This window comes from Chryseobacterium binzhouense (assembly GCF_007474545.1).
GTDB classification, from domain to species: domain Bacteria; phylum Bacteroidota; class Bacteroidia; order Flavobacteriales; family Weeksellaceae; genus Chryseobacterium; species Chryseobacterium binzhouense.
In genome coordinates this window covers 438,596-464,776 of record NZ_VKOG01000002.1, presented here as the reverse complement: position 1 = coordinate 464,776, position 26,181 = coordinate 438,596, and the positions used below count along the sequence as shown (strand labels likewise).

32 protein-coding genes are annotated in these 26,181 nt (G+C 34.8%); 16 read left to right on the top strand and 16 right to left on the bottom strand.

The genetic code is table 11. The features are described from left to right. The first annotated feature begins 6 nt into the window (after positions 1 to 6). The 11 genes from FNE73_RS07930 (at position 7) to FNE73_RS07885 (ending at position 7,012) form a co-directional block, all read left to right on the top strand. The gene (locus FNE73_RS07930; protein WP_072410577.1) at positions 7 to 849 is read left to right on the top strand and encodes a toprim domain-containing protein; all 843 of its coding nucleotides are present in this window, start codon (positions 7 to 9) and stop codon (positions 847 to 849) included. A 570-nt stretch (positions 850 to 1,419) separates the two neighbouring features. Next, entirely contained in the window at positions 1,420 to 1,815 is a 396-nt protein-coding gene (locus FNE73_RS07925; protein ID WP_028122590.1) for a single-stranded DNA-binding protein, read from the top strand. Positions 1,816 to 1,828: 13 nt separating this feature from the next. Further along, on the top strand, positions 1,829 to 2,542 hold the full coding sequence (locus FNE73_RS16720; RefSeq protein ID WP_159745727.1) for a DUF1281 family ferredoxin-like fold protein: 714 nt from the start codon (positions 1,829 to 1,831) through the stop codon (positions 2,540 to 2,542). Beyond that, positions 2,543 to 2,773, top strand: coding sequence for a hypothetical protein (locus FNE73_RS07915; protein ID WP_051889993.1), 231 nt, complete (start codon positions 2,543 to 2,545; stop codon positions 2,771 to 2,773). 42 nt (positions 2,774 to 2,815) lie between these two features. Further along, complete coding sequence (locus tag FNE73_RS16715; RefSeq protein ID WP_185147315.1) at positions 2,816 to 2,986, top strand: hypothetical protein; 171 nt, start codon at positions 2,816 to 2,818, stop codon at positions 2,984 to 2,986. Between the two features lie 172 nt (positions 2,987 to 3,158). After that, a complete protein-coding gene (locus FNE73_RS16710) occupies positions 3,159 to 3,401 on the top strand; it encodes a hypothetical protein (protein WP_028122591.1) in 243 nt (80 codons plus the stop codon). Beyond that, positions 3,374 to 3,916, top strand: coding sequence for a PRTRC system protein E (locus FNE73_RS07905; RefSeq protein ID WP_028122592.1), 543 nt, complete (start codon positions 3,374 to 3,376; stop codon positions 3,914 to 3,916). Before FNE73_RS16710 ends, FNE73_RS07905 begins: the two co-directional genes overlap by 28 nt. Before the next feature lie 11 nt (positions 3,917 to 3,927). After that, entirely contained in the window at positions 3,928 to 4,146 is a 219-nt protein-coding gene (locus FNE73_RS07900) for a PRTRC system protein C (protein ID WP_027379053.1), read from the top strand. Positions 4,147 to 4,236: 90 nt separating this feature from the next. Further along, positions 4,237 to 5,412: a hypothetical protein gene (locus FNE73_RS07895; protein WP_028122593.1), complete on the top strand. Its 1,176-nt coding sequence runs from the start codon at positions 4,237 to 4,239 to the stop codon at positions 5,410 to 5,412. 44 nt (positions 5,413 to 5,456) lie between these two features. Next, the gene (locus FNE73_RS07890) at positions 5,457 to 6,203 is read left to right on the top strand and encodes a PRTRC system protein B (protein WP_143884140.1); all 747 of its coding nucleotides are present in this window, start codon (positions 5,457 to 5,459) and stop codon (positions 6,201 to 6,203) included. 2 nt (positions 6,204 to 6,205) lie between these two features. Continuing rightward, positions 6,206 to 7,012 (top strand): PRTRC system ThiF family protein, encoded by an 807-nt coding sequence (locus FNE73_RS07885; RefSeq protein WP_028122595.1) that lies wholly within the window; start codon positions 6,206 to 6,208, stop codon positions 7,010 to 7,012. A gap of 382 nt (positions 7,013 to 7,394) precedes the next feature. Here the strand turns inward: FNE73_RS07885 and FNE73_RS16875 are convergent, their stop codons facing one another. The 16 genes from FNE73_RS16875 to FNE73_RS07800 all read right to left on the bottom strand — a co-directional run bounded on the left by FNE73_RS16875 (position 7,395) and on the right by FNE73_RS07800 (position 20,892). Further along, positions 7,395 to 7,604 carry a GDCCVxC domain-containing (seleno)protein gene (locus FNE73_RS16875; protein ID WP_072410579.1) on the bottom strand — a complete coding sequence of 70 codons (210 nt, stop codon included), beginning with the start codon at positions 7,602 to 7,604 and terminating at the stop codon, positions 7,395 to 7,397. Continuing rightward, positions 7,604 to 8,206, bottom strand: a complete 603-nt coding sequence (gene merTP, locus FNE73_RS07875) for a mercuric transport protein MerTP (RefSeq protein WP_034975961.1) — start codon at positions 8,204 to 8,206, stop codon at positions 7,604 to 7,606. The genes FNE73_RS16875 and merTP overlap by 1 nt, the downstream gene beginning before the upstream one ends. Further along, a complete protein-coding gene (locus FNE73_RS07870) occupies positions 8,203 to 8,577 on the bottom strand; it encodes an ArsR/SmtB family transcription factor (RefSeq protein WP_027381139.1) in 375 nt (124 codons plus the stop codon). Before FNE73_RS07870 ends, merTP begins: the two co-directional genes overlap by 4 nt. A gap of 59 nt (positions 8,578 to 8,636) precedes the next feature. After that, complete coding sequence (locus tag FNE73_RS07865) at positions 8,637 to 9,050, bottom strand: bleomycin resistance protein (protein ID WP_198417452.1); 414 nt, start codon at positions 9,048 to 9,050, stop codon at positions 8,637 to 8,639. A gap of 106 nt (positions 9,051 to 9,156) precedes the next feature. Next, positions 9,157 to 11,427: a multicopper oxidase family protein gene (locus FNE73_RS07860; protein ID WP_034742681.1), complete on the bottom strand. Its 2,271-nt coding sequence runs from the start codon at positions 11,425 to 11,427 to the stop codon at positions 9,157 to 9,159. 23 nt (positions 11,428 to 11,450) lie between these two features. Then, positions 11,451 to 11,900 carry a heme-binding domain-containing protein gene (locus FNE73_RS07855; RefSeq protein WP_072410580.1) on the bottom strand — a complete coding sequence of 150 codons (450 nt, stop codon included), beginning with the start codon at positions 11,898 to 11,900 and terminating at the stop codon, positions 11,451 to 11,453. Between the two features lie 2 nt (positions 11,901 to 11,902). Beyond that, a complete protein-coding gene (locus FNE73_RS07850; protein ID WP_072410581.1) occupies positions 11,903 to 12,562 on the bottom strand; it encodes a DUF3347 domain-containing protein in 660 nt (219 codons plus the stop codon). Between the two features lie 39 nt (positions 12,563 to 12,601). Beyond that, positions 12,602 to 13,123, bottom strand: coding sequence for a DUF305 domain-containing protein (locus FNE73_RS07845; RefSeq protein ID WP_034741369.1), 522 nt, complete (start codon positions 13,121 to 13,123; stop codon positions 12,602 to 12,604). Between the two features lie 12 nt (positions 13,124 to 13,135). Beyond that, positions 13,136 to 14,020, bottom strand: coding sequence for a DUF3347 domain-containing protein (locus FNE73_RS07840; RefSeq protein ID WP_072410582.1), 885 nt, complete (start codon positions 14,018 to 14,020; stop codon positions 13,136 to 13,138). Between the two features lie 226 nt (positions 14,021 to 14,246). Further along, entirely contained in the window at positions 14,247 to 14,429 is a 183-nt protein-coding gene (locus tag FNE73_RS07835; RefSeq protein ID WP_143884139.1) for a hypothetical protein, read from the bottom strand. Between the two features lie 525 nt (positions 14,430 to 14,954). Then, positions 14,955 to 17,495 (bottom strand): heavy metal translocating P-type ATPase, encoded by a 2,541-nt coding sequence (locus tag FNE73_RS07825; protein ID WP_072410583.1) that lies wholly within the window; start codon positions 17,493 to 17,495, stop codon positions 14,955 to 14,957. A gap of 83 nt (positions 17,496 to 17,578) precedes the next feature. After that, entirely contained in the window at positions 17,579 to 18,142 is a 564-nt protein-coding gene (locus tag FNE73_RS07820) for a helix-turn-helix domain-containing protein (protein ID WP_028122606.1), read from the bottom strand. 215 nt (positions 18,143 to 18,357) lie between these two features. Next, entirely contained in the window at positions 18,358 to 19,401 is a 1,044-nt protein-coding gene (gene arsB, locus FNE73_RS07815; RefSeq protein WP_034741357.1) for an ACR3 family arsenite efflux transporter, read from the bottom strand. A gap of 3 nt (positions 19,402 to 19,404) precedes the next feature. After that, positions 19,405 to 20,019, bottom strand: a complete 615-nt coding sequence (locus FNE73_RS07810; RefSeq protein ID WP_034741354.1) for an arsenate-mycothiol transferase ArsC — start codon at positions 20,017 to 20,019, stop codon at positions 19,405 to 19,407. Positions 20,020 to 20,038: 19 nt separating this feature from the next. Continuing rightward, positions 20,039 to 20,503: a DUF6428 family protein gene (locus FNE73_RS07805; protein WP_028122608.1), complete on the bottom strand. Its 465-nt coding sequence runs from the start codon at positions 20,501 to 20,503 to the stop codon at positions 20,039 to 20,041. Between the two features lie 59 nt (positions 20,504 to 20,562). Then, on the bottom strand, positions 20,563 to 20,892 hold the full coding sequence (locus FNE73_RS07800; protein ID WP_028122609.1) for an ArsR/SmtB family transcription factor: 330 nt from the start codon (positions 20,890 to 20,892) through the stop codon (positions 20,563 to 20,565). Between the two features lie 1,081 nt (positions 20,893 to 21,973). Between FNE73_RS07800 and FNE73_RS07795 the strand changes: the two genes are divergently transcribed. The 5 genes from FNE73_RS07795 (at position 21,974) to FNE73_RS07775 (ending at position 26,169) form a co-directional block, all read left to right on the top strand. Beyond that, on the top strand, positions 21,974 to 22,768 hold the full coding sequence (locus FNE73_RS07795) for a hypothetical protein (protein ID WP_143884138.1): 795 nt from the start codon (positions 21,974 to 21,976) through the stop codon (positions 22,766 to 22,768). Between the two features lie 83 nt (positions 22,769 to 22,851). Then, positions 22,852 to 23,943: a hypothetical protein gene (locus tag FNE73_RS07790; protein WP_034975952.1), complete on the top strand. Its 1,092-nt coding sequence runs from the start codon at positions 22,852 to 22,854 to the stop codon at positions 23,941 to 23,943. Positions 23,944 to 23,952: 9 nt separating this feature from the next. Then, entirely contained in the window at positions 23,953 to 24,276 is a 324-nt protein-coding gene (locus FNE73_RS07785; RefSeq protein ID WP_034975949.1) for a bacteriophage spanin2 family protein, read from the top strand. A gap of 37 nt (positions 24,277 to 24,313) precedes the next feature. Continuing rightward, the gene (locus tag FNE73_RS07780; RefSeq protein WP_034975947.1) at positions 24,314 to 24,676 is read left to right on the top strand and encodes a hypothetical protein; all 363 of its coding nucleotides are present in this window, start codon (positions 24,314 to 24,316) and stop codon (positions 24,674 to 24,676) included. After that, on the top strand, positions 24,673 to 26,169 hold the full coding sequence (locus FNE73_RS07775; RefSeq protein ID WP_034975946.1) for a relaxase/mobilization nuclease domain-containing protein: 1,497 nt from the start codon (positions 24,673 to 24,675) through the stop codon (positions 26,167 to 26,169). The genes FNE73_RS07780 and FNE73_RS07775 overlap by 4 nt, the downstream gene beginning before the upstream one ends. Positions 26,170 to 26,181: the final 12 nt, after the last annotated feature.

Here is a 26,181-nt window from a genome sequence, read left to right as displayed (position 1 = left end):
AAAAAAATGAATTGTAAAGAAGTAAAAGAAAAAGTCAATATAAGAACAGTTTTGGAATCGTTCAGCCTTTTTCCTGTTAAAGAGAATCGGAAAACTGCATTTTACTTTGCGCTCGACAGGGAAGAAAAAATACCGAGTTTTTCGGTTGATTTCGTAAAAAATAAAGCATTTGATTTCGGAACTGGGAAAAGTTATGATGTTATTTCAATTGTTCAGCAAATGAATCGATGTTCAGTTTCTGATGCTTTGAAATATCTTGAGAAATTTGACTTCTCAGTTCAAAATAATACCCAGATTGAAGATGTCGACAAAGTCAAAAGTTATCAAATCATAAAAGTAAATCAAATTCAGCACCCTGCTTTAATTCAATATTTGAAATCCCGAAAAGTGTGTGTACAAAAAGATTTGGTAAAAGAAATTGAGTACCGGTTGAATGGTAAGAAATATTTCGGGATTGGATTTTTCAATAATTCCGGAGGTGTTGAAATCCGAAGTAAGTATTCAAAAATATGTTTGGGCAAAAAAGATGTCACTTTGATGAAAAATGATTTGAATAGTTCTAATGAAATTGTGGTTTTTGAAGGTTTTTTTGATTATCTGACTTTTAAAAATTTGGAAAGTGCAGAAAGTTCAATTTCAGATTGTTTGGTTCTCAATTCTACAGCAATGCTTTTTAAAGTCGATGATAAACTTAGAGAATATGACAAAATCTCACTTTTCCTGGATAATGATGATAATGGAATTACAATCAAACAGGTTATCCGGAAAAACTATAAAAATGTTGAAGATTGCTCTTTGCTGTACAAAGATTTTAAGGATTTGAACGAGTGGTTTTGTGCAACAAAGTAAAATGTAAAAATTCTGAAAATAATTTTAACGAGAAATTATATTTTAAGAATGATAAAACTGGTTAAACCTTAAAAAAACAGATTAGCTAATGTTCGATTTTCTATTTTTCCTACTATCAAAACCGTCTATTTAATCACTTCTAACTGATGTTTGGCTTTTTACTATTGCAAATGTAGGACAGCATCATTCACCTAAAAAAATATTTTTGGGTTTCTATAAAAATTCTTTCCACGAGTTCCAATAATTTTTTCAGACACTCCTGAATCCTTCGGACAAAAATATTTCGAGCCACAATCCTCCAAAGCTTTGGAGGATTGTGGTTTTATATGCCTGATACTTTCCTATGATCATCGGCAAAGAAAAAGACGGAACCTCAGTTATACGAATCAATTAAATCGCAGACGGTCTTTGACATCAACGGAAAAAACAACAAAATAAAACAACAAATAATTCTGCTTTTCCAATTGGATATAAGCAGAAAAAAAAACGAGTGTCCTCGAAACCAAATCAATCAAATCGAAAATTTTAACAAACTCGAAAATCAATTATTAACAATCAAAAATTAACATTATGAACATCGTAGGCAGAATTACAAAAAACGCAGAAATCAACACTTTAAAAAATGACAAACAGGTCGTGAATTTTTCACTAGCCATTAATGACAGATTTAAAACCAAACAAGGCGAACTAAGAGAACAGACCACTTATTATAACTGCTCCTATTGGCTAAGTGCCAACGTAGCTAAGATTTTAACGAAGGGAACATTAGTAGAGCTTACAGGCAGAGCAAGTGCGAGTGCGTGGATTGGAAAAGATGGAGAAATAAAATCGGGGTTGAATTTCCATACTTCTAACATCAAAGTACACGGAGGCGGAAAAAAGTCTGACACAGAAGAACAACCAGCTTCACAGCCACAGAAATCCAATGCTTTTGCGGAAGATACGGACGATGATTTACCATTCTAAAAGCATTCAAAATATGGAAGCACAATATAACTTTCAAATGAAGCCGAAAAGTGATAAGAATGATTGGGAAAAGGTGGAAATCTTTTCCCAATTCTATTGCGAGAGAACGACAGCAATACGGTATGCAAAAAGTCTTTCAAGAAAATTCAAATCAGAAATCCGCCTTACAGAGGGAAAAGAACCTTTCAAAACAAGCGGAACATACATTTACGAAAACAACAATTATACAACAAATATTATGGCAAATTGGTGCAACAATAAAGTAACATTCACAGGAAATCGAGAGGTTTTGGACAAAGTCTCGAATGTATTTCAAGAAATGATAGAAAAGGAAACTAAGGGAAATATTGGGCAACTGCCCGATTTTGTCAAGAGCAAAAACGGTTACTTCTGTGAAATTTATCGAAGTGAAACAGATGAATGTTCTTTCCATTATGAGACAAGATGGAGCCCAAATATCGAAGCATTATGGATTGTTGCAAATCATTACGATGTCGGATTTGTATTGGATTACGAAGAATCTGGCTGTATGGTTTTTGGCAAGACCATATGCGAAAACCAAATCTTACAGGATTATTTTCTCAATCAATGTGACTTTCAAGACTTCATCTACAATGTAGATACAGATTGTTACGAATTCGAAGGTGAAAATTACGATTACAAAGAGGAGATTATGACAATCCTATTAGACAGGAAAATAAATAATAACAAACAAAAAATTGCATAAATGAAAACATCACTTCAACAAACAGAATATTTACTGATAAAATCAATGACCAACAGTGAATGGGATAATGGCGATTTTGCCATTATCCACATTACGGGAGAATGGAAAGAAATCCAAAAGAAAAGGCTCGAAGCCGTAAAGCCTTTGGAAAATGACTATGATTTAAAATGGCTGAATTATGCCGATACCAATGTAGAGTTTTTCAAATTTTCGGAAGAAAATTATCCCTAAGTTGAAGAATGGCTTTCGGAGAGAAGCAGGATTTTTATCGAATTGGAAAAAGAGGATTTGAAAAAATTTTTGCAACCCGAAAATAATCTGAATTGCTACCAAATGCAAGTCTATAAAAACGGAAATGCCATTTACAACGCTTTTGGAAAACAGACAGGCGAAGAATTTTGGACAGAAGAATTTTCATTATATCAATTAACTCAACAACAATGAGAGTAACAGACTTAAACGGTTGCAAGATTAAAGTAACCAATCTTGATGAAGCTATCCAAATTACAGCAGAGTAAGGAATATGAACATACAAACAAAGAATTTTCAGAATTAGATAAAAGACTGAGAAGGTTTTGGAAAGATATGTACGGAAAACTACTAAAATCAAAACAATATGAGCAATCTCGCAGACAAAACGGAGTATAAAGCATTGAACATTATTGCCAAAATGGTAAAACAATATGAAAAATTACACTATTTGGATATGACCAAAGAAGATGATTGGAATGCCACAAACGCAAGAAACCTATTACAGAGCATTATTCAAAATAATGAATATAAAATTAATTATAACAGAAATAGTAAAAAATCAATTTTAAAAACAAAATTATGCAAACCAATTTTTTCAGACAGATAGGCAAACTCAATCTTACAGGAGATTTGCAAATCACACTCCGACAAGGGGCAGAAAACAGTTTCGTTCTTTCCGTATTGCTCAACAATGAGCAATGCGGAGACGAGGCAAGGAAAACGATTCCGCCACTCAATTTAAGGGGGACAGCGGAAGAATTGGACAACGGATTTTTTGAAAGTATTTCGACACCATTGCAGACCGCATCGGGCTTAATGGTAGATATGGAAAGTTTTATGAAACAGGTCGAAGAAGCCAAGAAGAAATCGGCAATGGAAAAGGAGAAATCCGACAAGGAGAAAAAAGAAAAGGAAGGCAAAGATAAAAAGTACAAAGAAGCCTTGCAAAAAGCCGAAGAACTCGAAAAAGACGGCAAATACAAAGAAGCGTGGTCAGCTCTTCCAAAAGTATCGGAATTTCCCGATTATGCTGAAATCATCCGCAAAAAGCAGGATGAATATGAGAAACATTTTGCACCAAGCCTATTCTCTGAAACGACCAATGAAAATGTTGAATCTTAAAAATATTATAAATGTTACTTGCAACCCTATTAGACCGAGTTTTTATACTCAAAGATAACGGACAGGAAATACGTTTACCTGACCCTGAACCAAAATGGAGCGTAGAATCAGTAATGAACTTTTACGCCAACACGTACCCGATACTGACCACTTCAAAAATTTCAGCACCGAAAATCAAGGATGATGCTGTTGAATATCAATTTGAAAGTGTGATGGGAACAAAAGGATAATAAATAGTTGATGGTTTTTGGTTGACAGTTGATAGAATTACAATCTAAAAGCTAACAACCATCAACCATAAACTGACAAACAAAAATAAAATGAATGCAACGAAAAACCATATCGGGGACAATTCAACCTCCCGAAGAAAAAAAACAAAGGCAACTTCACTTACAATTGAGGGAATACGCACAATGGATGCATCAGATAAAAGACAGTTCGGAAGTTCAGAAAGACCAACGGAAATCCGTTCCAATCTCCCAACTTCCAATGCTTTTCTGAGAACCTGCTTTATGCCGAAATTAAAGGAGAATGAAATAACAATAACACAGGGCAAACGTAAGTCTGCTAAAACAGAAAGGGATTTTTATAAGTCCCTTTCTCAATTAGCAAAGCATTATGATATAACCCCAATGCCGACACAGCATTTTAATTATCCATACAATATCAGCCTTGCTTTGAGAGATATTGAAACGCAGTTGAAAACCAAGACTGAAAATTGGCAGAGTGTTAGGCTGATAGAAAAAGGGAGTAAGACTTGCTTTGCAATAGAAGAAAGATGCAACACAGGGGCAACCTTGTTTTATGTTCCCGTCGTACCGCTTTATCAATTGCTCCGCAATAAGGTACACAGAAAAGCAGCTTGCTTACTATTGTCCGTATGCACTTATCTGTATAGAAATGTAGATATTCCATATTACAGACAGGAAGATTCTTATCTCTATTGGAATTACGAAATGCTTACTGATTGGATAGAGCAGGACGAAGAAATAGAAGATAACCACATCTGCAAAAAAGAACTTCAAAGGGCGGAAATCATCGGAGATATGATGGGACAAAAAATTTCCAATGCTAAGAATCTTCTTTTTTTTGAGCAACGCTTGAAACGTTTTATACCGAAAAACAGGTTTGATAAAGAATGCCTTCAATTGGCAGAAAAAACCTTTAAACTTTATTGTGATTACCCTAATGAAAGCATTTTCAGAAATGCCCACTATAATAATGCAAACAAGCCCTCAGAAATGGAGGGAGATGACAATTATAATGAGGAAACTGTTATCGCAATGGATAAATATATTTCCTTTTTTGCCGAGAGTGACGGATTGATTTATGATAATCTAACGAGTATGGTCAATAATGAGTTCAACGAATATGCTGAAACACAGCAACCAATGATTTTTAAAACCTTTGACGGAAGTGATATATTGGATAAAAACCTTGATTTTGAAAATCAGTTGTTTAAGGTCTTAAACGAATTGTGCCGATTGCTCAACTAATCTGTGCATACACGGCGCAAATAATTCAATTATAAAAACAAGCTATGAGAAATACAGCCAATACAATTAAGAACGAAGAAACCGACATAACCAATAATTTTGGAACACTTTACTATCCTAAATCAGCACTGGTCTTTTATGAGACAGAAGATTATAATCGCGATGGTTATGTTGAACATTTTGATATTGACCCTAATGGAAACCCTGTCAATGCCCACCCTTTGACTGTAAGGGAGGCACAACGACTCTCCAAATCTTTAAATATTCAAAATAAGAAAGAAAAAGATTTTCTAAGACCAAGTGGTATTATTTCTGAAACTGTACTATTTATAGATACATCGGAAAATGGAAAAGTGGTCTGGTACACAAAAGCACAGGAACGACAGTTACTATTTACCGAAAAGCTTTCCATTCCAAATGATTTAGCGAATGTGCCACCTTTGCTATGGTGTGCCAATAAGCAGGGAATGAAAATATTCGCATTGGAGACAGACCAACGCCCCAATACAGATACACCACTATTTCACGCTCCGTTCTTTAATGTTTACGAAAGCGGAAGTGTTTGTATGGGAACGGTCGACGTAAACATTAAAAGTTCCGCATCACTCGAAGAGTTTACTAAGAAATGGGAAAACTATTTTTTCAATTCTTATTTCAGCCATTTGGTCAACAGCCATAATCCGATTAAAGGAAACTTGGTAATCCTTTGGAAAAGCCTTATTGATTCAAAAGAGCCGTTTCCGACAGATATTCTAATCAATTCAAATCTAACTTTAAAAAATCTACTCTAATGATACAATCTGAAAAAACAAAAGTCCATTTTACCGATGATAGCCTTTTAAATCCTACCAATCCTGTAATGGTAAACCTCATAGGTGCAGGTGGTACAGGTTCTAAAGTATTGACCGCCTTGATCGAAATGAACCATTCATTGATTGAATTGGGACACGCAGGATTACAGGTGCGGTTGTGGGATGATGATATTGTCACAGAAGCGAATCAAGGCAGACAGCGTTTTGCAGAATGTGAAGTAGGATTACCAAAGGCAGTTGCACTGATAAATCGGGCAAACCGATGGTCTGGAACGAATTGGAAAGCCGAAGTCAGAAAGTTTGAAAGAGATTCTTTAGGAAGAATCCAAGAGAATATGCAGTCCGCAATTTATATGTCGTGTGTTGATAATGTCAAATCACGATTTGAAATTGCTGATATTCTGAATGAATTGAAAGAGGGTAGGAGATTATACAGAAACCAGGCTAAATATTGGATGGATTTTGGCAACAACCGATATTCTGGACAGGTTTTGCTTTCTACAGTTGAGAATATAAAACAACCTGATTCCGAAAAATATCAAACAACGTCGAATCTTCCTTATGTGACGGAAGAATTTGGAGAACTGCTTTTGCAGTCTGAAACGCAAGATGATACACCAAGTTGCAGTTTAGCAGAAGCATTAGAAAAGCAGGATTTGTTTATTAATTCTACATTAGCACAAATGGGATGTTCTCTATTGTGGAACTTGTTTCGCAACGGACTGACTGAAAACAGAGGTTTTTTCCTTAATCTAAAAAATTTCCATTCTCAACTGATAAAAATATAAAAAACCGCCTGACCAAAAGTTGGGCGGCAAAAATGCAATTCCTCCCTGCGGTCGGAAACGTATTTTTGCGGAAAGCGGAACAACCCCATTTCTAAAACAATTCCGGACTTTGGCTTTGGTTTGTTTTAGAAAAAAGGTTGTAAGTATTAACTGACTATAGAAAACTCGTTGTGCATAGTTTCAATTAAGCATTAAAATAGTTAGTTGAAACTATGCACTTTCAGTGCAAGAATTTCAGTTTCTATAAATTTTTTATTCGACACAGATGCACAGATAATAAAATGAATTTTTTAATATTTTATTATCTGTGCATCTGTGGAGTTTTTTAAACGAATTTCATTCGTTGTTCAAATCTATGGACTGAAAGTCCATAGTGGTTTAGTTATTTACAACAAGCATTTCCCTCTTGAATAGGTGGGCACTTTACTGTACCGTAACTACAAAACACGCAACAATCTCCCTTTATAGGTTTTAGAGTTGTTTTGCAACTCTCACACTGATAGAAAAATTGACAAGCATCAGTTGGCATTTCTTCGGATTTCTTATGTCCGCAGGTTGGACAAGTTATTTCGGATATTAAAATGATGTCCATTATGAAATAATTTTGCTTTTTAGTGATTTGTAACCAGTAGAGTTGATAGCTTTTTCGATTTGCTCGATGCTGGTTTGTTTGTTGTCGAACTTTACAATTGCGTTGCCTTTTTCGTAAGAAACAATAACTTCAACAATGCCTTTTAGTTTGCTAATTTCTGTCTTTACATGATGTTCACATCCTGAACAAGTCATTCCTTTAATAGTAAATTCAACTTTCTGAATTTTAGAAGTCGAAGTAACAATTGCCGTGATTTTTGTCTTCGGAACAAAGATGTGAGCATAACTCGGAAATGATAGAAGTAAAACTGATATTACGGTAATACTTCCTAACAATGATTTCGTTTGCATAAAATTTTGTTTTTGATTTGTTTCACAATTACAGTCAATTTGTTTTTGAGGTTTCAGTTTTTGATACCAAGCAAAGCCAAGAACTAAAACAGTCATACCAATAAAATAAGGTCGAAAAGGTTCGAGCCACGAAAAGGTAGAAGCAATTCCGCTTGAACCCGCAACTATAGCCAAAATTGGCGTAATACAGCACAAGGACGAAGCAATTGCTGTCAAAAGTCCTGCACCGATTAATTTTTTTTCTGTTTTCATATTGCTTCCAAAATTTTGTTTTCGTTAAGGATTTTGAAAAAAGGTTTGAGCATTTTTTCATACTCTTTTGCCAACGAATAGAAAATAGTTTGCGCTTGTCTTTCCGTTTCAATGAGTTTTCTGTCTTTGAGTTTTCGCAAGTGCTGAGAAACTGCCGAAATGGTCATACTGAGAATATCGCTTAGGTCGCAAACACAAAGTTTCTTTTCTTCATAAAGAAGAAAAAGTATTTTCAGTCTTACATTGTTACCCGCTAACTCAAGTCCGCTGGATAAATAATCAACTGTCCCTTTGATTTCACTAATCCGGTCTTTGCAACGCATTATCTGCTTAACGTCCGCCTGCTGCCTTATACAAGAAAGATTATCCATAAGTACAAAGATAAGCAAATTGTTTATTTAAGCAAATACTAAAATACAAAAACATCTTTTTATACATTTTCATAAAAGGATAAAAGATTTCCGTATAAGTCTAATGCTGCAAATTCTCTTGTGCCATAATAGGTACTTTCTATCTCTGTTTTTTCATTGTGAAGCACCTCTTTTTCTTTTAGCTCTTTATACAGCTCTTCAACTCCTTTTACTTCAATTCTGCAACTGTGTGTTCCTGCTAAAAAGCTTTCTGCCCCACTACTAATCGGTTTTAGAAATAGAAAAATGCTTTTCCATTTCCAACTATAATTGCAGGAAGCCCACAAATGCAGTTCTATGTTGCCCCGAACCAAAATTGCAAAAGTGTCTTCCTTGTGCCGACAATCAAAACCAAATTTGTCTTTGTAAAATTGAACTGCTTTGTCAATTTCCCTGACAGGAAATGCGGGTGTTGCCTTTATCAGTTCTATCATTGTCATGTGCAATTTTAAATTGTAATATTGTGGTAAATAGTTGAGACAGCTCAAACGGATTGAAAAAACGTTTTCGGTTTCCTGGCTTAGCTGTTTATCCTTTGTTTTAATAATTTAAAGATAACCCAATACCCCAGCCCATATCGCTATCATAATGTGTACGAATACCCACATTTTTATTGATAATATATTTTAGCTCTGTCATATATTCCATATCGGTGTTGACCATAAAACCAGCCCTCAATCTCTTTGTGATGGGAATATCTTCACGCATTAAAGAAAGACGTACAATTCCATCGTGATATACCTCTGCCTGAAAGTTTACTAACATTGGTAATGTGTACATAAAGCCCAAGCTAATAGCTCTACGTGTATCTTTTTCATTTTTCTGTCCGAATAAATTGGTTTCGTGTTCATCCATACCCATTTTACGATACCTCCAATCAAAACCTATAAACGGCATAAACCATTGCATTTTTCCAATGTACCTTCCTAAATGTGTTTCTACTTCATAACCGTGCATATCGTTATAGCCTAATCGCCATTCTGTCCCTAAACTCCATCTTGAATTCTGAAGCATCGCATCACCATCATTTCCATTGCTAGCAAAATCATTCTGAGCCATTAAGTGTGGCATATTGCTTTCTCTTTGCAACATATTATATGCTTGTTTTTTGTTAGGTAAATTCGGATTTTGATAATCGTCAACTGCAAATACCCTGTTCATTCCTGACATCATATGATAAAGGATATGACAGTGGAAAAACCAATCTCCTTCTTCGTTTGCTAAAAACTCAATGGTATCAGTTTCCATTGGCATTATATCTATAACATTTTTTAGTGGTGATTTTTCGCCTTTGCCATTGATTACCCTGAAATCAAAACCGTGCAAGTGCATTGGATGGCGCATCATTGAGTTATTATGAATGGTAATTCGTAGAATTTCTCCTTTTTTCACAGGTATTTTATCAACTTCTGAAAGTATTTTATTATCCATACTCCACACATAACGGTTCATATTTCCGGTAAGGGTAAATTTCAATTCTTTTACTGGCGCATCTTTAGGAAGTTCCGTATTGGAAGGAGATTGTAGCATTGCATAATTCAGCGTTTTGATTTCTCCCAAAGCATTTGCATTGTAACGGTTGGGATCATTTTCCATATTCATATTGTGTTGACTATGGTCTTCTTTTGGTTTTGCCTCTCCAGTAATTTCAGGATACATTACCACGTTCATATCCATTTGGTTCAGGCTCATTTTCATTCCCATATCGTCCAAATCTCCATTCATCTTCATCATATCGTTCATCATCTTCATCCCTTCAAAATATTTTAATTTAGGAAGTGGTGATATTAATTGTTTGATGCCATTGCCCACAAAATAACTTGCGGATTGTGTTCTGTCTTCAGTAGTAGCTAGAAACTGATAAGCAACACCATCTTCAGGAATTGTTACTACAATATCGTAAGTTTCAGAAACCGCAATGATTAATCTATCTACTTCCACAGGTTCTACATCATTACCGTCATTTGCAACTACGGTAATTTTACCGCCTGCATACCGCAACCAAAAATAGGACGAAGCACCACCGTTTGAAACTCGCAATCGTACTTTATCGCCCGCTTTTAGCGTTTTGCCGTCCACCTTTTTTAAATCGGTCGTATGGTTTCCATTGATTAAAATTTTGTCATAATACACATCGCTTACATCCATTGCCAACATCCGTTTCCATTCGTTGGTTAGTTTTGTTTTGAAATGTCCTTCTCTAATAGCTTCTGCATAAGACTGTGTTGCATTTTTTTTAATAGCTGCCCAATCGTTGGCATTATGCAGCATCCTGTTGATGTTGTCGGGATTAAGATTTGTCCACTCGCTTAAAATGATGGGTACAGTCGGCAAATCGTCAATTCCTTTTCTAAAGGTTTTATCATCATCCTTTTTCTTCATTATAAAACTGCCATACATCCCAATTTGCTCCTGCAAACCAGAATGTGAGTGATACCAATGCGTTCCGTGTTGGATAATTGGGAAGCGATAGGTATAGGTTGTGCCTGCCTTAATAGGTTTTTGTGTAAGCCAGGGCACACCATCTTCTTTGTTGGGCAGGAACACTCCGTGCCAATGCAATGAGGTACTTTCTTTTAATTGGTTATGTACAACGATTTCGGCTGTATCGCCTTCGGTAAAAGTGAGCGTTGGCATTGGTATTTGACCATTTACGGAAATGGCTCTTTTTTCTTTGCCTGCGTAGTTTACAAGCGTATCTTTTACATACAACTCGTAACGAACTACTTTTTGTGCAAAGAGAGATTGCGAACATAACAGTATAAAAACTGCTTGCAGCAACCTGATCGTAACATTTTTAGGTATATTCATTTTGATATTTTTTTTCTTGAAACTTAATCCTGCTCTTTTAGCCAATTGGTTAAAACTTTGATTTGCTCATCATTCAGTTTTGTGTTTTTATGCATCATTGTATATGATGCTAAGGGCATTTGTTTAGTTTCGATTTGTTCTTTAATTGAGTTTAATAATCTTTCCTGCTTCCTATTTGAGTATGTACCCCATTCGTTGAAATTCAAATCCTCTTTTGCGTTTTTTATGTGGTTTTCTACTAATGCTCTCATAGGTTGCACATAGTCGTACCAAACATAATTAGTATTGTTACTATGACAATCGTAGCAAGAGGTTTGAAGCATCGCTTTTACTTCAACAGGCATTTTATACGCTTGGGTAAAATCGGTTGTGTAAACCTGCCCTTTATCTACATTAAGGGCAGGCTGATAAAATTGAATAGCAATAAAAATAAACAGCACTATTGTCAACATTATCTTTAATACTCTCTTCATTTTTAGAACTCTTTTTTTACAGAGCCACAGGTAAGCATCTTGCTGCCATAATAAGGATTTTTGATAGTCTTAGCTTCGTTAATCCAAACCGCACCTTTACCATCATTGTACATTGGGCAGTAGTCCTGATATAATTTTTGGGTAGTTCCAAATAATGTGATAAGGTCAGAAACGTCTTTACTTAGCGATGCTAAATGCTCTCTCTGGTGGTCTATTTTACCAGCATTGTCACTAATATGCTCTGCATTTTCTTTGGCATTTTCCGCTATTTCCATATATTCTTTATGTTTATTCGCTGGGATAGCGTTCATATCCACATTTTTTAAGGTAGTAAACAATTGCTTTCCTGCATTAGCCGCTGCTTTGTCATTATCTTCAACAAGTGCATTTTTTAAAGCCAAATAATCCTTAATTATAGGTGCGACAGTAAACTTTTGAGCTTGCTTCACATCGGACTTTTCTGCCTCTTGAGAAGATGTATCCGTTGAAGTAACAGTTGCTACCGTATCATTGTGTGTAGGTGATTGTAACTCCGGAGTTGCAGCAATTGTTGTGCTATCATTAGCTTGCTGGTCGCTATTTTTATTTGAAGATTGATTGCAGGAAATTGTTACCGCTGCAACTGTTACTAATGTAATGATTGAGAAAATTATATTTTTCATTTTATTTATTTTTGATATTATTGAAGAAATTTGTCTTATTTATTTGTTTTCAAATTCATTTAGCTTACGCTTCATAAATTCGATTTCTTGTGCCTGTGTTTCCAGTATGTTTTTTTGTAACTGTATCAATTCGGGGTCGGTAAGCTTAGCTTTTTCAGACATCAATACTGCTGCTGCGTGATGCGGTATCATACCTTTTACAAACTCTTTATTTCCCACAAATAATTGCTCCCGAATACCAAACCAAGAAAAGATACCAATCGCAAGGGAAACCGTTATGATTGCCCAGTTGATTTTTTTGCTTTCATACATTCCTTTCATTATCAATAGTTCTATAATCAACATTGCAGAAACCATCAGCAAAGTCATATACAAATTATTGATGTTCAGGATAAGGTTCTGTAAGCCGTCAATCATAGCATACATAATGAAGTACATAGCTATGAACATAGCAACAGCCATTACAGCAAAGCGTTTGTACATTGCTAAAGAGTGATTAGTATTATGCTTTTCATTCTTATGGTTATGTTGCATTTCGTGTTGGTTTTCCATACTTTCCATAACAATAGCGTTTTATTTGTTATTAATAGTTTCCTGTACGCTACCGCAAGTAAGCATTTTGGAGCCGTAATACGGGTTTTTAATTGCTTCTTCTTTGCTTAGCCAATTTGCTCCTTTACCATTATTGTACATTGGGCAATGTTGATAATAAACAGGTGTTTCTTGTTTTGAAACTTTGGCTAATTCGTACATATTATTAGCCAGTAAAGCGAAAATTTCTCTTTGTTTGGTAACATCTTTTGCTATAGCAATTTTTTCTGCATTAGCAGTTAAATCTTTCATTACTTTCATCCAAACGGTATGTTCTTCGTTGGAAAGTTTTGTCATTTCTACTGCTTTAATGGCTTTTACCAATTCGGTAGCTTTTGCGGAAGAAGTACCTGCATCAGTTTTTACCAACGCATCTTTCACTGAAAAATAGTTATTGAAAACGGCTTTTAATTGCGGTACATTTTGTGTTTCAGTGGTATTTTTTTGAGCTATATCGCTTTGGTTATGGTTGGCGTGTTCATTTTTCATATCCATACCTGCATCTCTGGTTTTTGCAACTGGTTTTAGTTCCCTTTTATACTGGCAACAGTCGGATAATTTTGCATATACATCATCTGGAGCCAAAAATTTCTCACTGTCATAACCTGCTAAGGCAATGCGTTTCAATATTTCGTCCTGATTTGTTTTTTTACCATCATAGTTGAGTGTAGCAATCTTGGTATCTTTATTCCAATCTACCGTGGCTACATTTTTTAAATTTCCTGCTTTTTCGATGGTTGTTTTACACATTTCGCAGTTGCCATATATTTTTACAGTTTCTGTTTTTGCATTTTTGATTTGTGCAAAACTGTTTACGGCTGATAGTAATACGATGATTACCATCAATATTTTTGATATTGATTTCATTTTTATTTTTTTTAATTTAATAAGATATACGAAGAGTTTGCGAAAACTGGATTCAGCTTTCGACAAGGCACACGTATGGCTAACAAGCCATCGTTTTAGCTTATTTTAGGTGGTTGCCAAATGGAAGAGTAGCCTGAAGAATAGTAGGCTTCTTTGAAACCGAATTTTTGCTTTTTAATTTCAGCAAAAGGGTTAGCTGTTTTTAAATCTATTGGTATTGGTAAGCTTACAGAAGATGAAGAAGTGATACATCCACATGAACTGTGCTTACAATTGCCGTCGCAGTCGTGACCATTTTTGCATTTTTTACAGGACTTGTCCTTGCAACTGCTTTTATGTTCTGCTTTTGCAGATTGATCTTTTGAGCAGGACTTTTGCTCTGTCTTAGTTGTTTTTTTTGCACAAGCATAGCTTATGCTTGGCATTAGGAAAAAGCCCAAACATAGTAAGATGACAAAGCTGATATGTTTACTCAAATTTTTCAACACTACAAAATTATGAAATTATTTCTTTTAATTGCTATATTTTGCACTTTCGTGAACTGCAAACACAGAATTATAGATAAAATATCTAAATCACTAGTCTGCATAGTCCTTTTTATGCTTATTAAAATAAATATACAGTTAATTACCTAAAGTGTTTGTTATAAGTTAAATAACTAAACAGGTTATTAGGATAAGGAAATTATCTTTGTTTAATGGTTCTATCTTAAAACCTGCTTTCTGTACAGTTTCAATTACCTGTTCTTGTGTAATTCCTTCTGATTTTACGGTAAGCACCTTGTCTTTAGTTGTATCTACTTCCCAATGGCATATTATACCATGGTATTATCCAAATGAGGTTTTACAGATGCTACACATCCACCACAGTTAATATTTGTTTTGAATCGTAAGTCTTGATTATTCTTTTCCATTTTGTTTATTGAATAATTCATTTAAAGTTTAAAACTGCGTAATCGCAATGCATTTACGATTACCGATACAGAACTTAAAGACATTGCTAAAGCTGCAATCATTGGAGATAATAAAATTCCGAAAAACGGATATAAAATACCTGCTGCAATTGGAACACCAAGCACATTGTAGAAAAAGGCAAAGAATAAATTTTGCTTGATGTTTTTCATAACAGCATGGCTCAAATTTTTTGCTTTAACGATACCTAATAAATCGCCTTTTACTAAAGTTATTTTGGCACTTTCTATGGCTACATCAGTTCCAGTTCCCATAGCTATTCCGATATTGGCTTGTGCTAATGCCGGAGCATCATTTATACCATCACCAGCCATAGCTACAATTTTCCCTTCTGCTTGTAAACGTTTAATTTCGTTGAGTTTATCTTCGGGTAAGCATCCTGCTTTATAGGAAGATAAACCTAATTCATCCGCTACTGCTTTGGCTGTATTAACATTGTCGCCAGTAAGCATAATTACTTCTACACCTTGGAGCATTAGTTCTTTTATCGCTGCTGCACTCGAAGTTTTTATCGCATCGGTAATTGAAACAAAACCAACTGTAACATCATCAACAGCAATGTAAGAAACCGTTTTACCAAGTTTTTGTTCTGCAATAATTTTGGTTTCTAAATCGTCAGAAATAGTTGCCTTAACCTGTTCCATTAGTTTTTTATTGCCTAATGCTACTTTTCTATTGGTAACCGTTCCTGTAACTCCTTTTCCTGTAACATTTTCAAAATCTTTGACTCCAATTAATGAAATAGATTTTGTTTTGGCATAATTGACTACTGCTTGTGCCAATGGATGTTCACTGTATTGGTTTAAGGAAGCTATATTTTGCAATAAATCATCCTCGTTATTAGTTGATGCGTAAATTTTTTCTACAGAAGGTTTTCCCTCAGTTAGCGTTCCTGTTTTATCTGTTATTAAAACATCCACCTTATTCATATTTTCTAAGGCTTCGGCATTTTTAATTAATACTCCAGATTGTGCTCCTTTGCCCACACCCACCATCACAGACATCGGCGTGGCTAAACCTAAAGCACAAGGACAAGCTATGATTAAAACTGCAATGGCATTTATAAATCCATAAACCTTCGCTGGTTCTGGACCAAATAGTGCCCAAACAAAAAAGGTAATTACTGAAATGATTACTACAATGGGTACAAAATATTTAGAAATACTATCGGCTAATTTTTGAATGGGTGCTCTTGAACGAGAAGCATCGTTAACCATTTGTACAATTTGAGAAAGTAATGTTTCAGAACCTACTTTTTCGGCCATCATTACAAATGATTTGTTCCCGTTGATTGTTCCCGAAATTACATTATCGTCTTTCTTTTTGTCAACGGGAATTGGTTCTCCTGTAATCATTGCTTCATCAATACTGCTTTCACCATCGGTTATTTTTCCGTCAACTGGAATTTTATCTCCTGGTTTTACGCGTAATAAATCACCTTTCTTAATATCATGAATGGAAATCACTTTATCGCCCCCTTCACCAATCAAAGTAGCTTCGGTTGGTGCTAATTGTAATAACGCTTTTATAGCTCCACTGGTTTGGCTATGTGCTCTTGCTTCTAACAATTGTCCCAACAAGACCAGTGTAATGATTACTGTTGCTGCTTCAAAATAAAGATGAATGGTTCCGTGTTCGGTTTTAAATTCTTCCGGAAAGATATTCGGAATCAGCATTCCTACAATACTAAACAAAAATGCAACTCCAGTTCCTATTCCGATAAGGGTAAACATATTTAGATTCCAAGTGATTATGGATTTCCAAGCTCGTACAAAAAACATCCAACCAGCATAGAAAACAACAGGAATTGAAAACAGAAATTGCACCCAGTTCCACATGTTGCTGTCCCTTATTTGAAATAACGGATTGTTATGTACCATTTCCATCATGGCAATAATAAAAATTGGCACCGTAAAGAGGGTTGCAATTTTCATTTTTTTAAGCAAATCCAGATAGGTTTTTTTTTCTTCGGAATCGCTTGGTTCCATGGGTACTAAATCCATTCCGCATATAGGACATGAACCCGGACTATCTTGAATAACTTCGGGATGCATTGGGCAGGTGTACATCGTTTTCTTTACATTCAATTCTGCTTCTTTTACCAAATGCATTCCACAAACAGGGCAATCGCCAGCTTTATCATAAGTTTTATCGCCTTCACAATGCATTGGACAATAGTATTTGCCTTTTATATTGCTAGTCACTTCGATTGTTTTTTTATCATCGTGAGAATGAGCAGAGCAGCAGGATTTTGCCACTGGTTCATTTGTCGTGGTATGTTGTGGGCTTTTGTTATTGCTCATTTCTATGGTATATTTTCCAACAGCGGTTAATGCTTTTTGCAATTGTGTAGTTGGAATGTGTTTATCCATTGTCAGGGTAGCTGAGTTTTCATCTTTTGAAACTTCAACATTTGTCACATTTTCAACCTTTAATAAAGCTGATTTCACCTTTGCTTCGCAACCTCCACAGGTCATACCTGTTACTTGATATTTGTGTACCATTTTGTATGAGTTTTATGATACAAAGTTCCGTATTGTTTCCATTTTTTCGTTGTGGAATTTTGGGAATGATTTGTAAGATTTACTTAGACCTTATCCAAAGGTTTTCTTTTATCCTCTCGTATTCGCTTGAAATAACTTGGGGTAAGTCCTGTTACCTTTTTGAATTGGTTGCTTAAATAGGCTACACTTGAGTAATTTAAACGGAAAGCAATTTCACTCAAAGATAGTTCATCATATACCAATAATTCTTTTACCTTCTCTATTTTTTGGGCAATAAAATATTTTTCGATAGTAGTGCCTTCAATTTCTGAAAATAAATTAGAGAGATAATTATAGTCGTGGTGTATCTTGCTATTTAAAACATCCGACAAATTGTATTTTGTTTCGCCATCCTGATGATGAACGAGGTCAATAATAATATTTTTTATTTTTTCTATAATTCGGCTTTTTTTATCATCTATTAATTCAAAACCTAATACAGTCAGTGCTTGCACTAAATTGGTTTTAACGTTTTCAGCTAATTCTTTATCCAAGGTAACTTCTCCCAGCTTTATATTTTTCACAGTCAATCCAAGCTTCTCCAATTCATTCTGCACTACCATAATACAACGGTTGCAAACCATATTTTTTATAAAGAGTGTTGTCATATATTTTGTGCTTTATTTGAAATTAGCTTAAAATAAGCTCTATAAAATTACAATTAATATTTTCTTGTAATTGTAGAACAGTTGTCAATTGATGTATTTATCCACTGCGTTGTCCAATTCTTCATTTTTAATATTGCTTAAATTTATATCTGCCAAATGAAAAACTGGTCAAGTAGTTTGCTGACTTTCTTTATATCATTTCTTTATTCAAAGCATCAATGAGCATTTTGGTCATAATATTTCTTCTTTAGCCACAAACTTGCACGTACCAATAATATCAGTACAGGAACTTCCACCAATGGGCCGATAACGCCCACAAATGCCTGTGGCGAATGAATACCGAAAACCGATATTGCTACGGCTATTGCCAATTCAAAATTGTTTCCTGTGGCTGTAAATGCGATGGATGCGTTTTTATCGTAAGGAACTTTAAGAGATTTATTGATAAAGAAGCTCACGAAAAACATAAGTATAAAATAGATGATTAACGGTATTGCTACTTTTACTACATCCATTGGCAACTCTACTATTTTATCGCCTTTCAGACTGAACATCAATACTATAGTAAACAGTAAAGCATACAATGTAATGGGCGATATTTTGGGTACAAATTTCCGGTTATACCATTCTATACCTTTTGATTTTACAAGGATGTATCGGCTTAAAAAACCTGCCAAGAAAGGAATACCTAAATATATCAATACGCTTTCGGTAACATCTTTCATTGATACGCTTACATTGAAATTGGCTAATACTAATTTTGCAGGTAATACGTTGATGAATAACCATACTAAAAAACTGTAAGTAAATATCTGGAAGATACTGTTTAATGCAACTAACATAGCTGTATATTCTCTGTTTGCTTTAGCTAAATCACTCCAAACGATTACCATTGCGATACATCTTGCCAAACCTATCAGTATCAAACCTGTCATATAATCGGGTTCATTCCTTAAAAATAAAACGGCTAACCCGAACATTAGCACTGTACCGATAACCCAATTCAGCAATAAGGATATACCAATTACTTTTTTATCCTTAAACGCCATAGGCAATAATGAATAATCAACCTTTGCTAATGGCGGATACATCATCAATATTAAACCTATTGCCAACGGAATATTTGTAGTGCCTACGGATAGCGCATTTGTAATTTTTGAAATACCGGGAAAAATATATCCCAATCCTATACCTACTGCCATTGCAAGGAATATCCATAAGGTAAGGTATCTGTCTAAGAATTTTAGTTTTGGTTGCATCGGCTACATTTTAATCATTGAAAAAACATAGAACATTTCCGTTGCTATCTGTAAACTTCTATCAGCATAGACCTTTGATTGTTCCGGTGTATTGTCTGAAATTTTAGGGTCTTCAAATGTGATAGGTATTCTCTTTTCTGCTCCTGCAATAAAAGGGCATCCGCCGTCTGCCTGTGAACAGGTCATAATAGCTGCAAACGCTGATACAGGATTGAAAGGGCTATCATATTTTTTGGAGAAACCAACAATCGGCAAAGAATTATCACTATACTTTATGGCATATACAGGATTGTCGGTATCTGCTATTTTGAAAATACTTAATCCCTGATGTGTCAATGCTTCTGCCACTTTCGGGAATAATGCCGTTTCTTCTGTACCACCCGAATAACAATGTACCTTTGGGATAACATAGTGTGCTGCTGCTACCTGTGCCCAAACCTGCGATAAATGGCTTCTTCGGGAATTGTGGGTACAAATGAAGTTGATACTTATTTCCTGACTATTGTTTACTTTTTGCTGTACAAAATCTATCAGTGGTCGTAATATATTTTTGCGTTCTTCACTGATGTTTTGAAAAGTAGTAACATTATTTATTGTTTCAACTAAATTCTTATACATTTTGATTGATTTAAAGGGTTTAACAACATCCTGAATTAGGTGTGCAGGAAGCATTATTCAACGCTGATAATTTTATTTTTTGCTTTTCGACAGGAATACCGCAAGCATCCTGAGCAAGACAAGCTGTTGTTTTACTTTTCAGTACGAATGTTTTTCCGTTGAAATCCAAATCATATTTCCCGATAGTATCAATTTGATATTCTACTTCAATTTCGGCATCTTCCATACCTAATTTTTCTTCGGATAGTTTGATGATATTTAATAGTTTGGTTGGCTTCAATCTATGTTCGTAATCGTCAGCATTCCATAATTGGAAATTGACAACTTTTTCATTGCGGATTACACCACCACAATCAATAAAAATTTTATTGATTTGCCCAACTTCGGTAACGTGGAAATGTTCGGGAACAAACGTTCCGTTCTCTAATTGAAATTCAACATGCTCTAATGTTGGTAAGATTTCTTTGATTTTTGATAGTTTCATAATTTCATTATTTAATTGTTATATTGCATTATTACGATTGATTTGGTTAAAATAAATGCTTAGCAACATTTATCTATACCTATATCGTCAACAAAGAAAGTATTGAGTTCCTTCTTAATCTGCTGCCAGACATTTTCATCAATGCAGTAGCATACACTGGTTCCCTCTATATTTCCTTTGATAATACCAATGTTTTTTAGTTCTTTCAAATGCTGCGAAATGGTAGCTTGTGCCAATCCCAATTCCTCTACCAAGTCATTACAAATACAGGCATTTTGTTTAATGATATATTGCAGGATAGCTATGCGTGCAGGATGAGCCAATGCCTTTAGCGAAGTTGCTAAACGGTTCTGCTGTTCCGTGTATATTTCAGTTTTTGTAACTCCCATTTTTATCAAAAATTATACATCGCAATATTACGATTAATATTTTAACTACCAAAATTGTTTAAAAAAATATTTAGTGAAGTTTACCCCTGTTGCACCAAATGTTGCAAATTCGGATCATTTTTTTTATCCGCTCTTTTTCATTTTCAATAATATTTACAATGTTTATTTTTATCTGGCGGTAATTCAGTAAAGATATCCTGTTGTTGATTTCCGGGCAATGATGGCGGTTGCTTTTAGGGTTGGTTTTGTTGGATGTCCTTTCAAAGCCACTTCGCTTTTTTGCAAAACGCAATTCCAAAGTCTAAAGTCCTACGTTTTTCCGAACAAAAAAGCTTTGAGGGGATGTCAGGTTCTCTTCCCTTTTTTAATTTGACGGAATGTATTGTGAACTCTGCTGTAGCTTTCCCTGCAAACTGTATAAAAAGGATTATACTAGTCATCAACCTGCATAAAATAAATACAGCTTTAAATTCATACCTGTGTAAATAAGATACAGATCATCATCATAAAATAGAATCATGCCGATCATCAAACCTGCGTAATACACATACAGCTGGAGTTCATACCTGCGTAAATCATATACAGGTCACCTGCTTAAGATAAGTACAGGTCAAAATCCTTACGATTTGATCTACAATACGATAGATAAATTATCACTTTGAAAGGATTTATTATTTACTTTCGTATGCTCAGACTTCACTTCCACACATTTCCAATAAAAACAATAAAAGAATCAAAACTGCTGATTATCAATACTATTAATCGTTTTTCAGAACTCCGAAAAATAAGCGGCTTTTTTTGAGCAAGATGTGTCTTTGTATATACAAACTTTTCAAGTTTTATATCCAAAGACGATCTTGCCTTTTTTTCAAAAAGGGGAAAAAAACTGCGGAACTTGTTTTTTTGTTTTTAATTAAATTTTGGTACAAGAATCCAAATTAATCCAAATCATTCTTTTTTAATCCTGGGAAGTTTCCAAACTAATCCAGATTATTCTTATTTAGCCCAAACCCATTGAATACTATTGTTTTAGAAGGTTTTAACGCCCAATTTTGTCACAGAATTTTTAATCAAAATACTAATGAAAAAATTGAGTCATCTTCTACTGGCATTAATAGTAGTATCAATCCAAGGTCAGGTCGGCATCAATACCGAAACTCCAGAGGCGACTTTAGAAGTGGTAGGAAAACCAAATGATGTCAATCATTATGACGGAATTATTCCTCCACGAATTACAGGAAATCAACTCGCTGCAAAGACATATTCATCTACAAAAAAAGGAACTGTCGTCTTTGTAACATCTCCGGCTAACAATTTATCAGGACAAGTCATTCAAATAACTGAACCCGGATTATATTATTTTGATGGCAATTTGTGGCAAAGATTTTCAAAAGAAAAGCAACCCACTGAATATAGAATTCTATTGACGTTTGACCATACCAGTACTGCGGCTCTTAGTGCAACTTCTACATGGTCCGCTCCGGTTAATTATAATGGAAATACAAATAATTATTTAACCGCTTCTAAATACTATACCATTGGGACCAAAAATTATGGAGGCTTAAAAGGATCCGTATCATTCAGAAAAGTTAATGGTATCGTCAATGTAAAATTTCAAATATTCAGGTCGACTGATTCAGAACCAATTACTTCCGACGCACTTATAAATATTCCGGATATCTTTAGTGACATAGGGTATATTCCTAACCAGATTGTTTTTTTACATCCTGAGAATTCAACAATGCTTATTCCTGCCTTGCTTGAAAATTTCACCATAAAAATTCCTCAAGCTTCTTTAGGCGCAATATCAACATCATATTATACTTATGGAGAAGTTCAGGGCTACTCAAATTGGATCAGACCCTATCTACACTAGGACGCTAAAATTATAGCAATTAATACAAATTATACACAGTTAATACGATTCTTAAGACCAAATGAATTTTAATAAAAAATAAAATGAAAACATTAATTTATTTTTTTCTGCCTTTCATAGCAACAACAATACAGGGACAGATTGGCATCAACACCCAGACGCCCGAGGCTACTTTAGAAGTTGTAGGGAAACCAAATGACACCAATCATTATGACGGGATTATTCCTCCAAGGATTACAGGTAACCAACTCGCAGCAAAAACATATTCATCTGCAAAAAAAGGAGCTGTCGTGTTTGTAACATCTCCAGCTACTAATTTATCCGGTCAGGTTATTCATATCACAAAGTCCGGGTTGTATTATTTTGACGGTGATCTATGGAAGTCATTTATAAAAGAAGACCCACTAAATACAGTTGCACTCAAGGGCAACACTTCTACGGTTGAACTTATTGTCAAGAACAGTCTGCATCTTAATTTTGATGAGAAAGAAAATTACATACTGGGAAATTCCAGAAGTCCAATCACCGGTGACTACAATTCTATTTTTGCAACCGACTCTAATATAACCTCTGGAAAAGGAAATTCCGCTAGTGCTTATGCAATGTCTCAAGGAGAAGTTACAGGCAAACTTAATTATGCTGCAGGAGTTTCTGCTTTGAATGGCATCGCAAACGGCGTAATCTCCGGTAGTAGAAATATTGGAATTGGTCCGGGAGCTATGTCCTACATTACTTCAGGAAATGATAACATCTCTATTGGCTATCTGTCAGGAACAGGAAACCGAACAGGGTCTAACAATATTTTCATCGGCATTGGCGCTGGTAGCCCGGCCACAGGAAACAGAAGCGTAAGTAATAAACTAGCTATACATTCAACCCGCGTTACAACAAGTTCAACCAGCTTTTGGGATAGTATCACGAACAATTATACGGATTACAAATTTGCTTTGATTTCGGGGGATTTTTCTGAAAGATGGTTAAATATCAATGGCAAGCTCAGCGTTACACCTTCCCAAATGCCCAATGCAGACGGAGATTCATCCTATACGAAAAAAGTAGTTGCCAAAACAGATGGTTCATTTGGTTTTGCAACAGAGATAGTTCCAACTCCGCCTGCTACCGGAACATATATTCTAAAAAGCGTAAACGGTTTGACAAGTTGGGTAACACCTTAATCATAAACTATGAAAAACTTTTTCAAATTTTTATGCCTGATGATCACTCTTTCACTAACATCTTGTAGGTCTATTGTTTCGAATCCTGGCAAACCATTAAAAGATAATTCTTTAGCATTAAATCACAAATATGACGTTCAGGATTTCACTGCAAAAATCCACAAAATAAAAATCACATCAGTTGATGGCAACAATATTTATGGTATTTCCAAAAAAGGAGAGACGATTTCAATAGATAAAAAACAAATCAGGGAAGTGAAAAAAGTAAAAGTCGTTAGTTCTATCGTTGTAGGCATTATGGCAATTGCGGCGGTCATCTTTGTTCCAATATAGAAAACAACATTTTTAAAATCAAATTTGAATTTGAAAGATGAATATTGATGAGCAAAAAGATGAAGTTATTTTTTTCAGAATTAAGAGTGAAAAGAAGAAAGATTGGAAAAAAATCTGTTCCAATAAACAAATTTCCCTGACTAGTCTAATCATCAATTCCGTAGAGAATAGAATGATGGATGACGAGAGACGAAAAGTATTGGCGTTCATTGAAAAACAGGATAACATCTTCGGAAAAATTGAAAATAATATCAATCAGGTAGCAAAAATAGCAAATGGTCAAAAATTTATCAGCGAAAATAAACTCAGAAATTTTTCGGATAAGTTATCAGAGATCATAATTCTGAAAAAAGAACAGAACGAAATCTTTACAAAAATCTATGCAAAGCTATCAAGATGATTGTTAAGATCATGGATCCGGCAGGTCCGAGTTTTCCAGGAGTTCATTATAACGATAAGAAAATTGATAAAGGCATTGGAGAATTAATGCTGATGAAAAATTTTCCTTCATTCATTAACGAATCAAGCAGCAAGCAAGAAGTAAGAAACTATTTAAGAGCTATTTCAATCGGGAATAAAAAAGTGTTGAAGCCTCAATTTCACGCGATGATCTCTACAAAATTTCAAGGGCATTCGAAAGAAGAGCTTACTAAGATAACGGAGAATTTTATGGATGAAATGAAATATGGCGAACAGCCTTTCATTGTGGTTTTTCATAAGGATACAGATAATAATCACGTACACATTGTTTCAACCCGGGTTGATAAACAGACAGGGAAAAAGATCAATGACAGTTATGAAAGGCTTAAAGCCCAAAAAGCATTAAGCGTTACAATGGAAAAATTATATGGTCAGAAACCGGAAGAAGAACTGGAAAAGCTGCTGAACTACAAAATAAGTTCGCTTGATCAGTTGGAAACTCTACTCAGCAGAAATGGTTACAAGATAGGCAAAAACACAAGTGATGAAAATTCTTTTAACATTTTAAAAAACGGAGTAAACCAAAAATCTATTAGAGGGGATCAGATTGTTTTTGATAACAGCAAAAATGAAAAAAGGGCTAAGCAGATGAAAGCCATATTAAGCAAATACAAAGAATTGTATTCCAATAAGGTTTTTAAAGTGGTGGATAATAGAAAAAATGAAGCAGTGCTTCCAAAAGAGAAGACTACTGACGGAGGAAATGATTCAAAAATGAAGATTGCCTTTGAAAGCGAGCTCCAAAAAAAGCTGAAAGATGTTTTCGGGATCGATATGGTTTTTCATCATAAAGAAGATAAAAATCCTTTCGGCTACACCGTGATCGACCATAAAACAGGAGAAGTATACAAAGGAAGTGATATTATGAAAATGAATGAAGTATTTGAATTTACTTCTGACAAGGTGGATAAGAAGACTTTTGAAATACTGAAGGATTATAATATTCGCAGCCAGGAAACAAAAAAGATCCTGCTTGAATTTTTTAAGAAGAATAATCCGGAAGCAGAAATCAAGGACTTTATGCTTTTTGAAAACCGAGGGAAGAAAGATTTGGAAACCTACCGAAAAGTCCAGTTTGAAGTAAAGGACTTTATTAGAAATAACAAAAACACAAATGATGAAAAAAAAGATATTTCTATAACAAAAGGCGAAGATGGAAAGCTGTATGCTGTTCATACCAGATTTCATTACGTGGGTGAACTTCAACCATTAATCGGAGAAAAGGAATATCAAAAATTTCTGAATCCCATAAGCGTCAATGAAGTGCAGACAGAAAACCGGACTGAAAATAATGAAAAAACAGAATTAAACAAAGCCGTCAACGAAATGCTTTTTGAGTTGATGAAAAGTTCGGGAACTGCAAAAGACCCTGCCGAAAATGAACTCAAAAAAAGACGAAAAAAGAGACGATAAAGTTGATGGAAA

Excerpts from the sequence above, each read along its gene's own strand:
- FNE73_RS07835 (WP_143884139.1), bottom strand. The coding sequence starts at position 14,429 with ATGCTTGTGCAAAAAAAACAACTAAGACAGAGCAAAAGTCCTGCTCAA.
- FNE73_RS07820 (WP_028122606.1), bottom strand. The coding sequence starts at position 18,142 with ATGACAACACTCTTTATAAAAAATATGGTTTGCAACCGTTGTATTATG.
- FNE73_RS07900 (WP_027379053.1), top strand. The coding sequence starts at position 3,928 with ATGTTACTTGCAACCCTATTAGACCGAGTTTTTATACTCAAAGATAAC.
- FNE73_RS07810 (WP_034741354.1), bottom strand. The coding sequence starts at position 20,019 with ATGTATAAGAATTTAGTTGAAACAATAAATAATGTTACTACTTTTCAA.
- FNE73_RS07790 (WP_034975952.1), top strand. The coding sequence starts at position 22,852 with ATGAAAACATTAATTTATTTTTTTCTGCCTTTCATAGCAACAACAATA.
- FNE73_RS07785 (WP_034975949.1), top strand. The coding sequence starts at position 23,953 with ATGAAAAACTTTTTCAAATTTTTATGCCTGATGATCACTCTTTCACTA.
- FNE73_RS07775 (WP_034975946.1), top strand. The coding sequence starts at position 24,673 with ATGATTGTTAAGATCATGGATCCGGCAGGTCCGAGTTTTCCAGGAGTT.
- FNE73_RS16720 (WP_159745727.1), top strand. The coding sequence starts at position 1,829 with ATGGAAGCACAATATAACTTTCAAATGAAGCCGAAAAGTGATAAGAAT.
- FNE73_RS07930 (WP_072410577.1), top strand. The coding sequence starts at position 7 with ATGAATTGTAAAGAAGTAAAAGAAAAAGTCAATATAAGAACAGTTTTG.
- FNE73_RS07850 (WP_072410581.1), bottom strand. The coding sequence starts at position 12,562 with ATGAAAAATATAATTTTCTCAATCATTACATTAGTAACAGTTGCAGCG.
- FNE73_RS16710 (WP_028122591.1), top strand. The coding sequence starts at position 3,159 with ATGAGCAATCTCGCAGACAAAACGGAGTATAAAGCATTGAACATTATT.
- FNE73_RS07915 (WP_051889993.1), top strand. The coding sequence starts at position 2,543 with ATGAAAACATCACTTCAACAAACAGAATATTTACTGATAAAATCAATG.
- FNE73_RS07825 (WP_072410583.1), bottom strand. The coding sequence starts at position 17,495 with ATGGTACACAAATATCAAGTAACAGGTATGACCTGTGGAGGTTGCGAA.
- FNE73_RS07905 (WP_028122592.1), top strand. The coding sequence starts at position 3,374 with ATGCAAACCAATTTTTTCAGACAGATAGGCAAACTCAATCTTACAGGA.
- FNE73_RS07895 (WP_028122593.1), top strand. The coding sequence starts at position 4,237 with ATGAATGCAACGAAAAACCATATCGGGGACAATTCAACCTCCCGAAGA.
- FNE73_RS07795 (WP_143884138.1), top strand. The coding sequence starts at position 21,974 with ATGAAAAAATTGAGTCATCTTCTACTGGCATTAATAGTAGTATCAATC.
- FNE73_RS07805 (WP_028122608.1), bottom strand. The coding sequence starts at position 20,503 with ATGAAACTATCAAAAATCAAAGAAATCTTACCAACATTAGAGCATGTT.
- FNE73_RS07840 (WP_072410582.1), bottom strand. The coding sequence starts at position 14,020 with ATGAAATCAATATCAAAAATATTGATGGTAATCATCGTATTACTATCA.
- merTP (WP_034975961.1), bottom strand. The coding sequence starts at position 8,206 with ATGAAAACAGAAAAAAAATTAATCGGTGCAGGACTTTTGACAGCAATT.
- FNE73_RS07890 (WP_143884140.1), top strand. The coding sequence starts at position 5,457 with ATGAGAAATACAGCCAATACAATTAAGAACGAAGAAACCGACATAACC.
- FNE73_RS07860 (WP_034742681.1), bottom strand. The coding sequence starts at position 11,427 with ATGAATATACCTAAAAATGTTACGATCAGGTTGCTGCAAGCAGTTTTT.
- FNE73_RS07925 (WP_028122590.1), top strand. The coding sequence starts at position 1,420 with ATGAACATCGTAGGCAGAATTACAAAAAACGCAGAAATCAACACTTTA.
- FNE73_RS16875 (WP_072410579.1), bottom strand. The coding sequence starts at position 7,604 with ATGGACATCATTTTAATATCCGAAATAACTTGTCCAACCTGCGGACAT.
- FNE73_RS07800 (WP_028122609.1), bottom strand. The coding sequence starts at position 20,892 with ATGGGAGTTACAAAAACTGAAATATACACGGAACAGCAGAACCGTTTA.
- arsB (WP_034741357.1), bottom strand. The coding sequence starts at position 19,401 with ATGCAACCAAAACTAAAATTCTTAGACAGATACCTTACCTTATGGATA.
- FNE73_RS07870 (WP_027381139.1), bottom strand. The coding sequence starts at position 8,577 with ATGGATAATCTTTCTTGTATAAGGCAGCAGGCGGACGTTAAGCAGATA.
- FNE73_RS07855 (WP_072410580.1), bottom strand. The coding sequence starts at position 11,900 with ATGAAGAGAGTATTAAAGATAATGTTGACAATAGTGCTGTTTATTTTT.
- FNE73_RS07780 (WP_034975947.1), top strand. The coding sequence starts at position 24,314 with ATGAATATTGATGAGCAAAAAGATGAAGTTATTTTTTTCAGAATTAAG.
- FNE73_RS07845 (WP_034741369.1), bottom strand. The coding sequence starts at position 13,123 with ATGGAAAGTATGGAAAACCAACACGAAATGCAACATAACCATAAGAAT.
- FNE73_RS07865 (WP_198417452.1), bottom strand. The coding sequence starts at position 9,050 with ATGATAGAACTGATAAAGGCAACACCCGCATTTCCTGTCAGGGAAATT.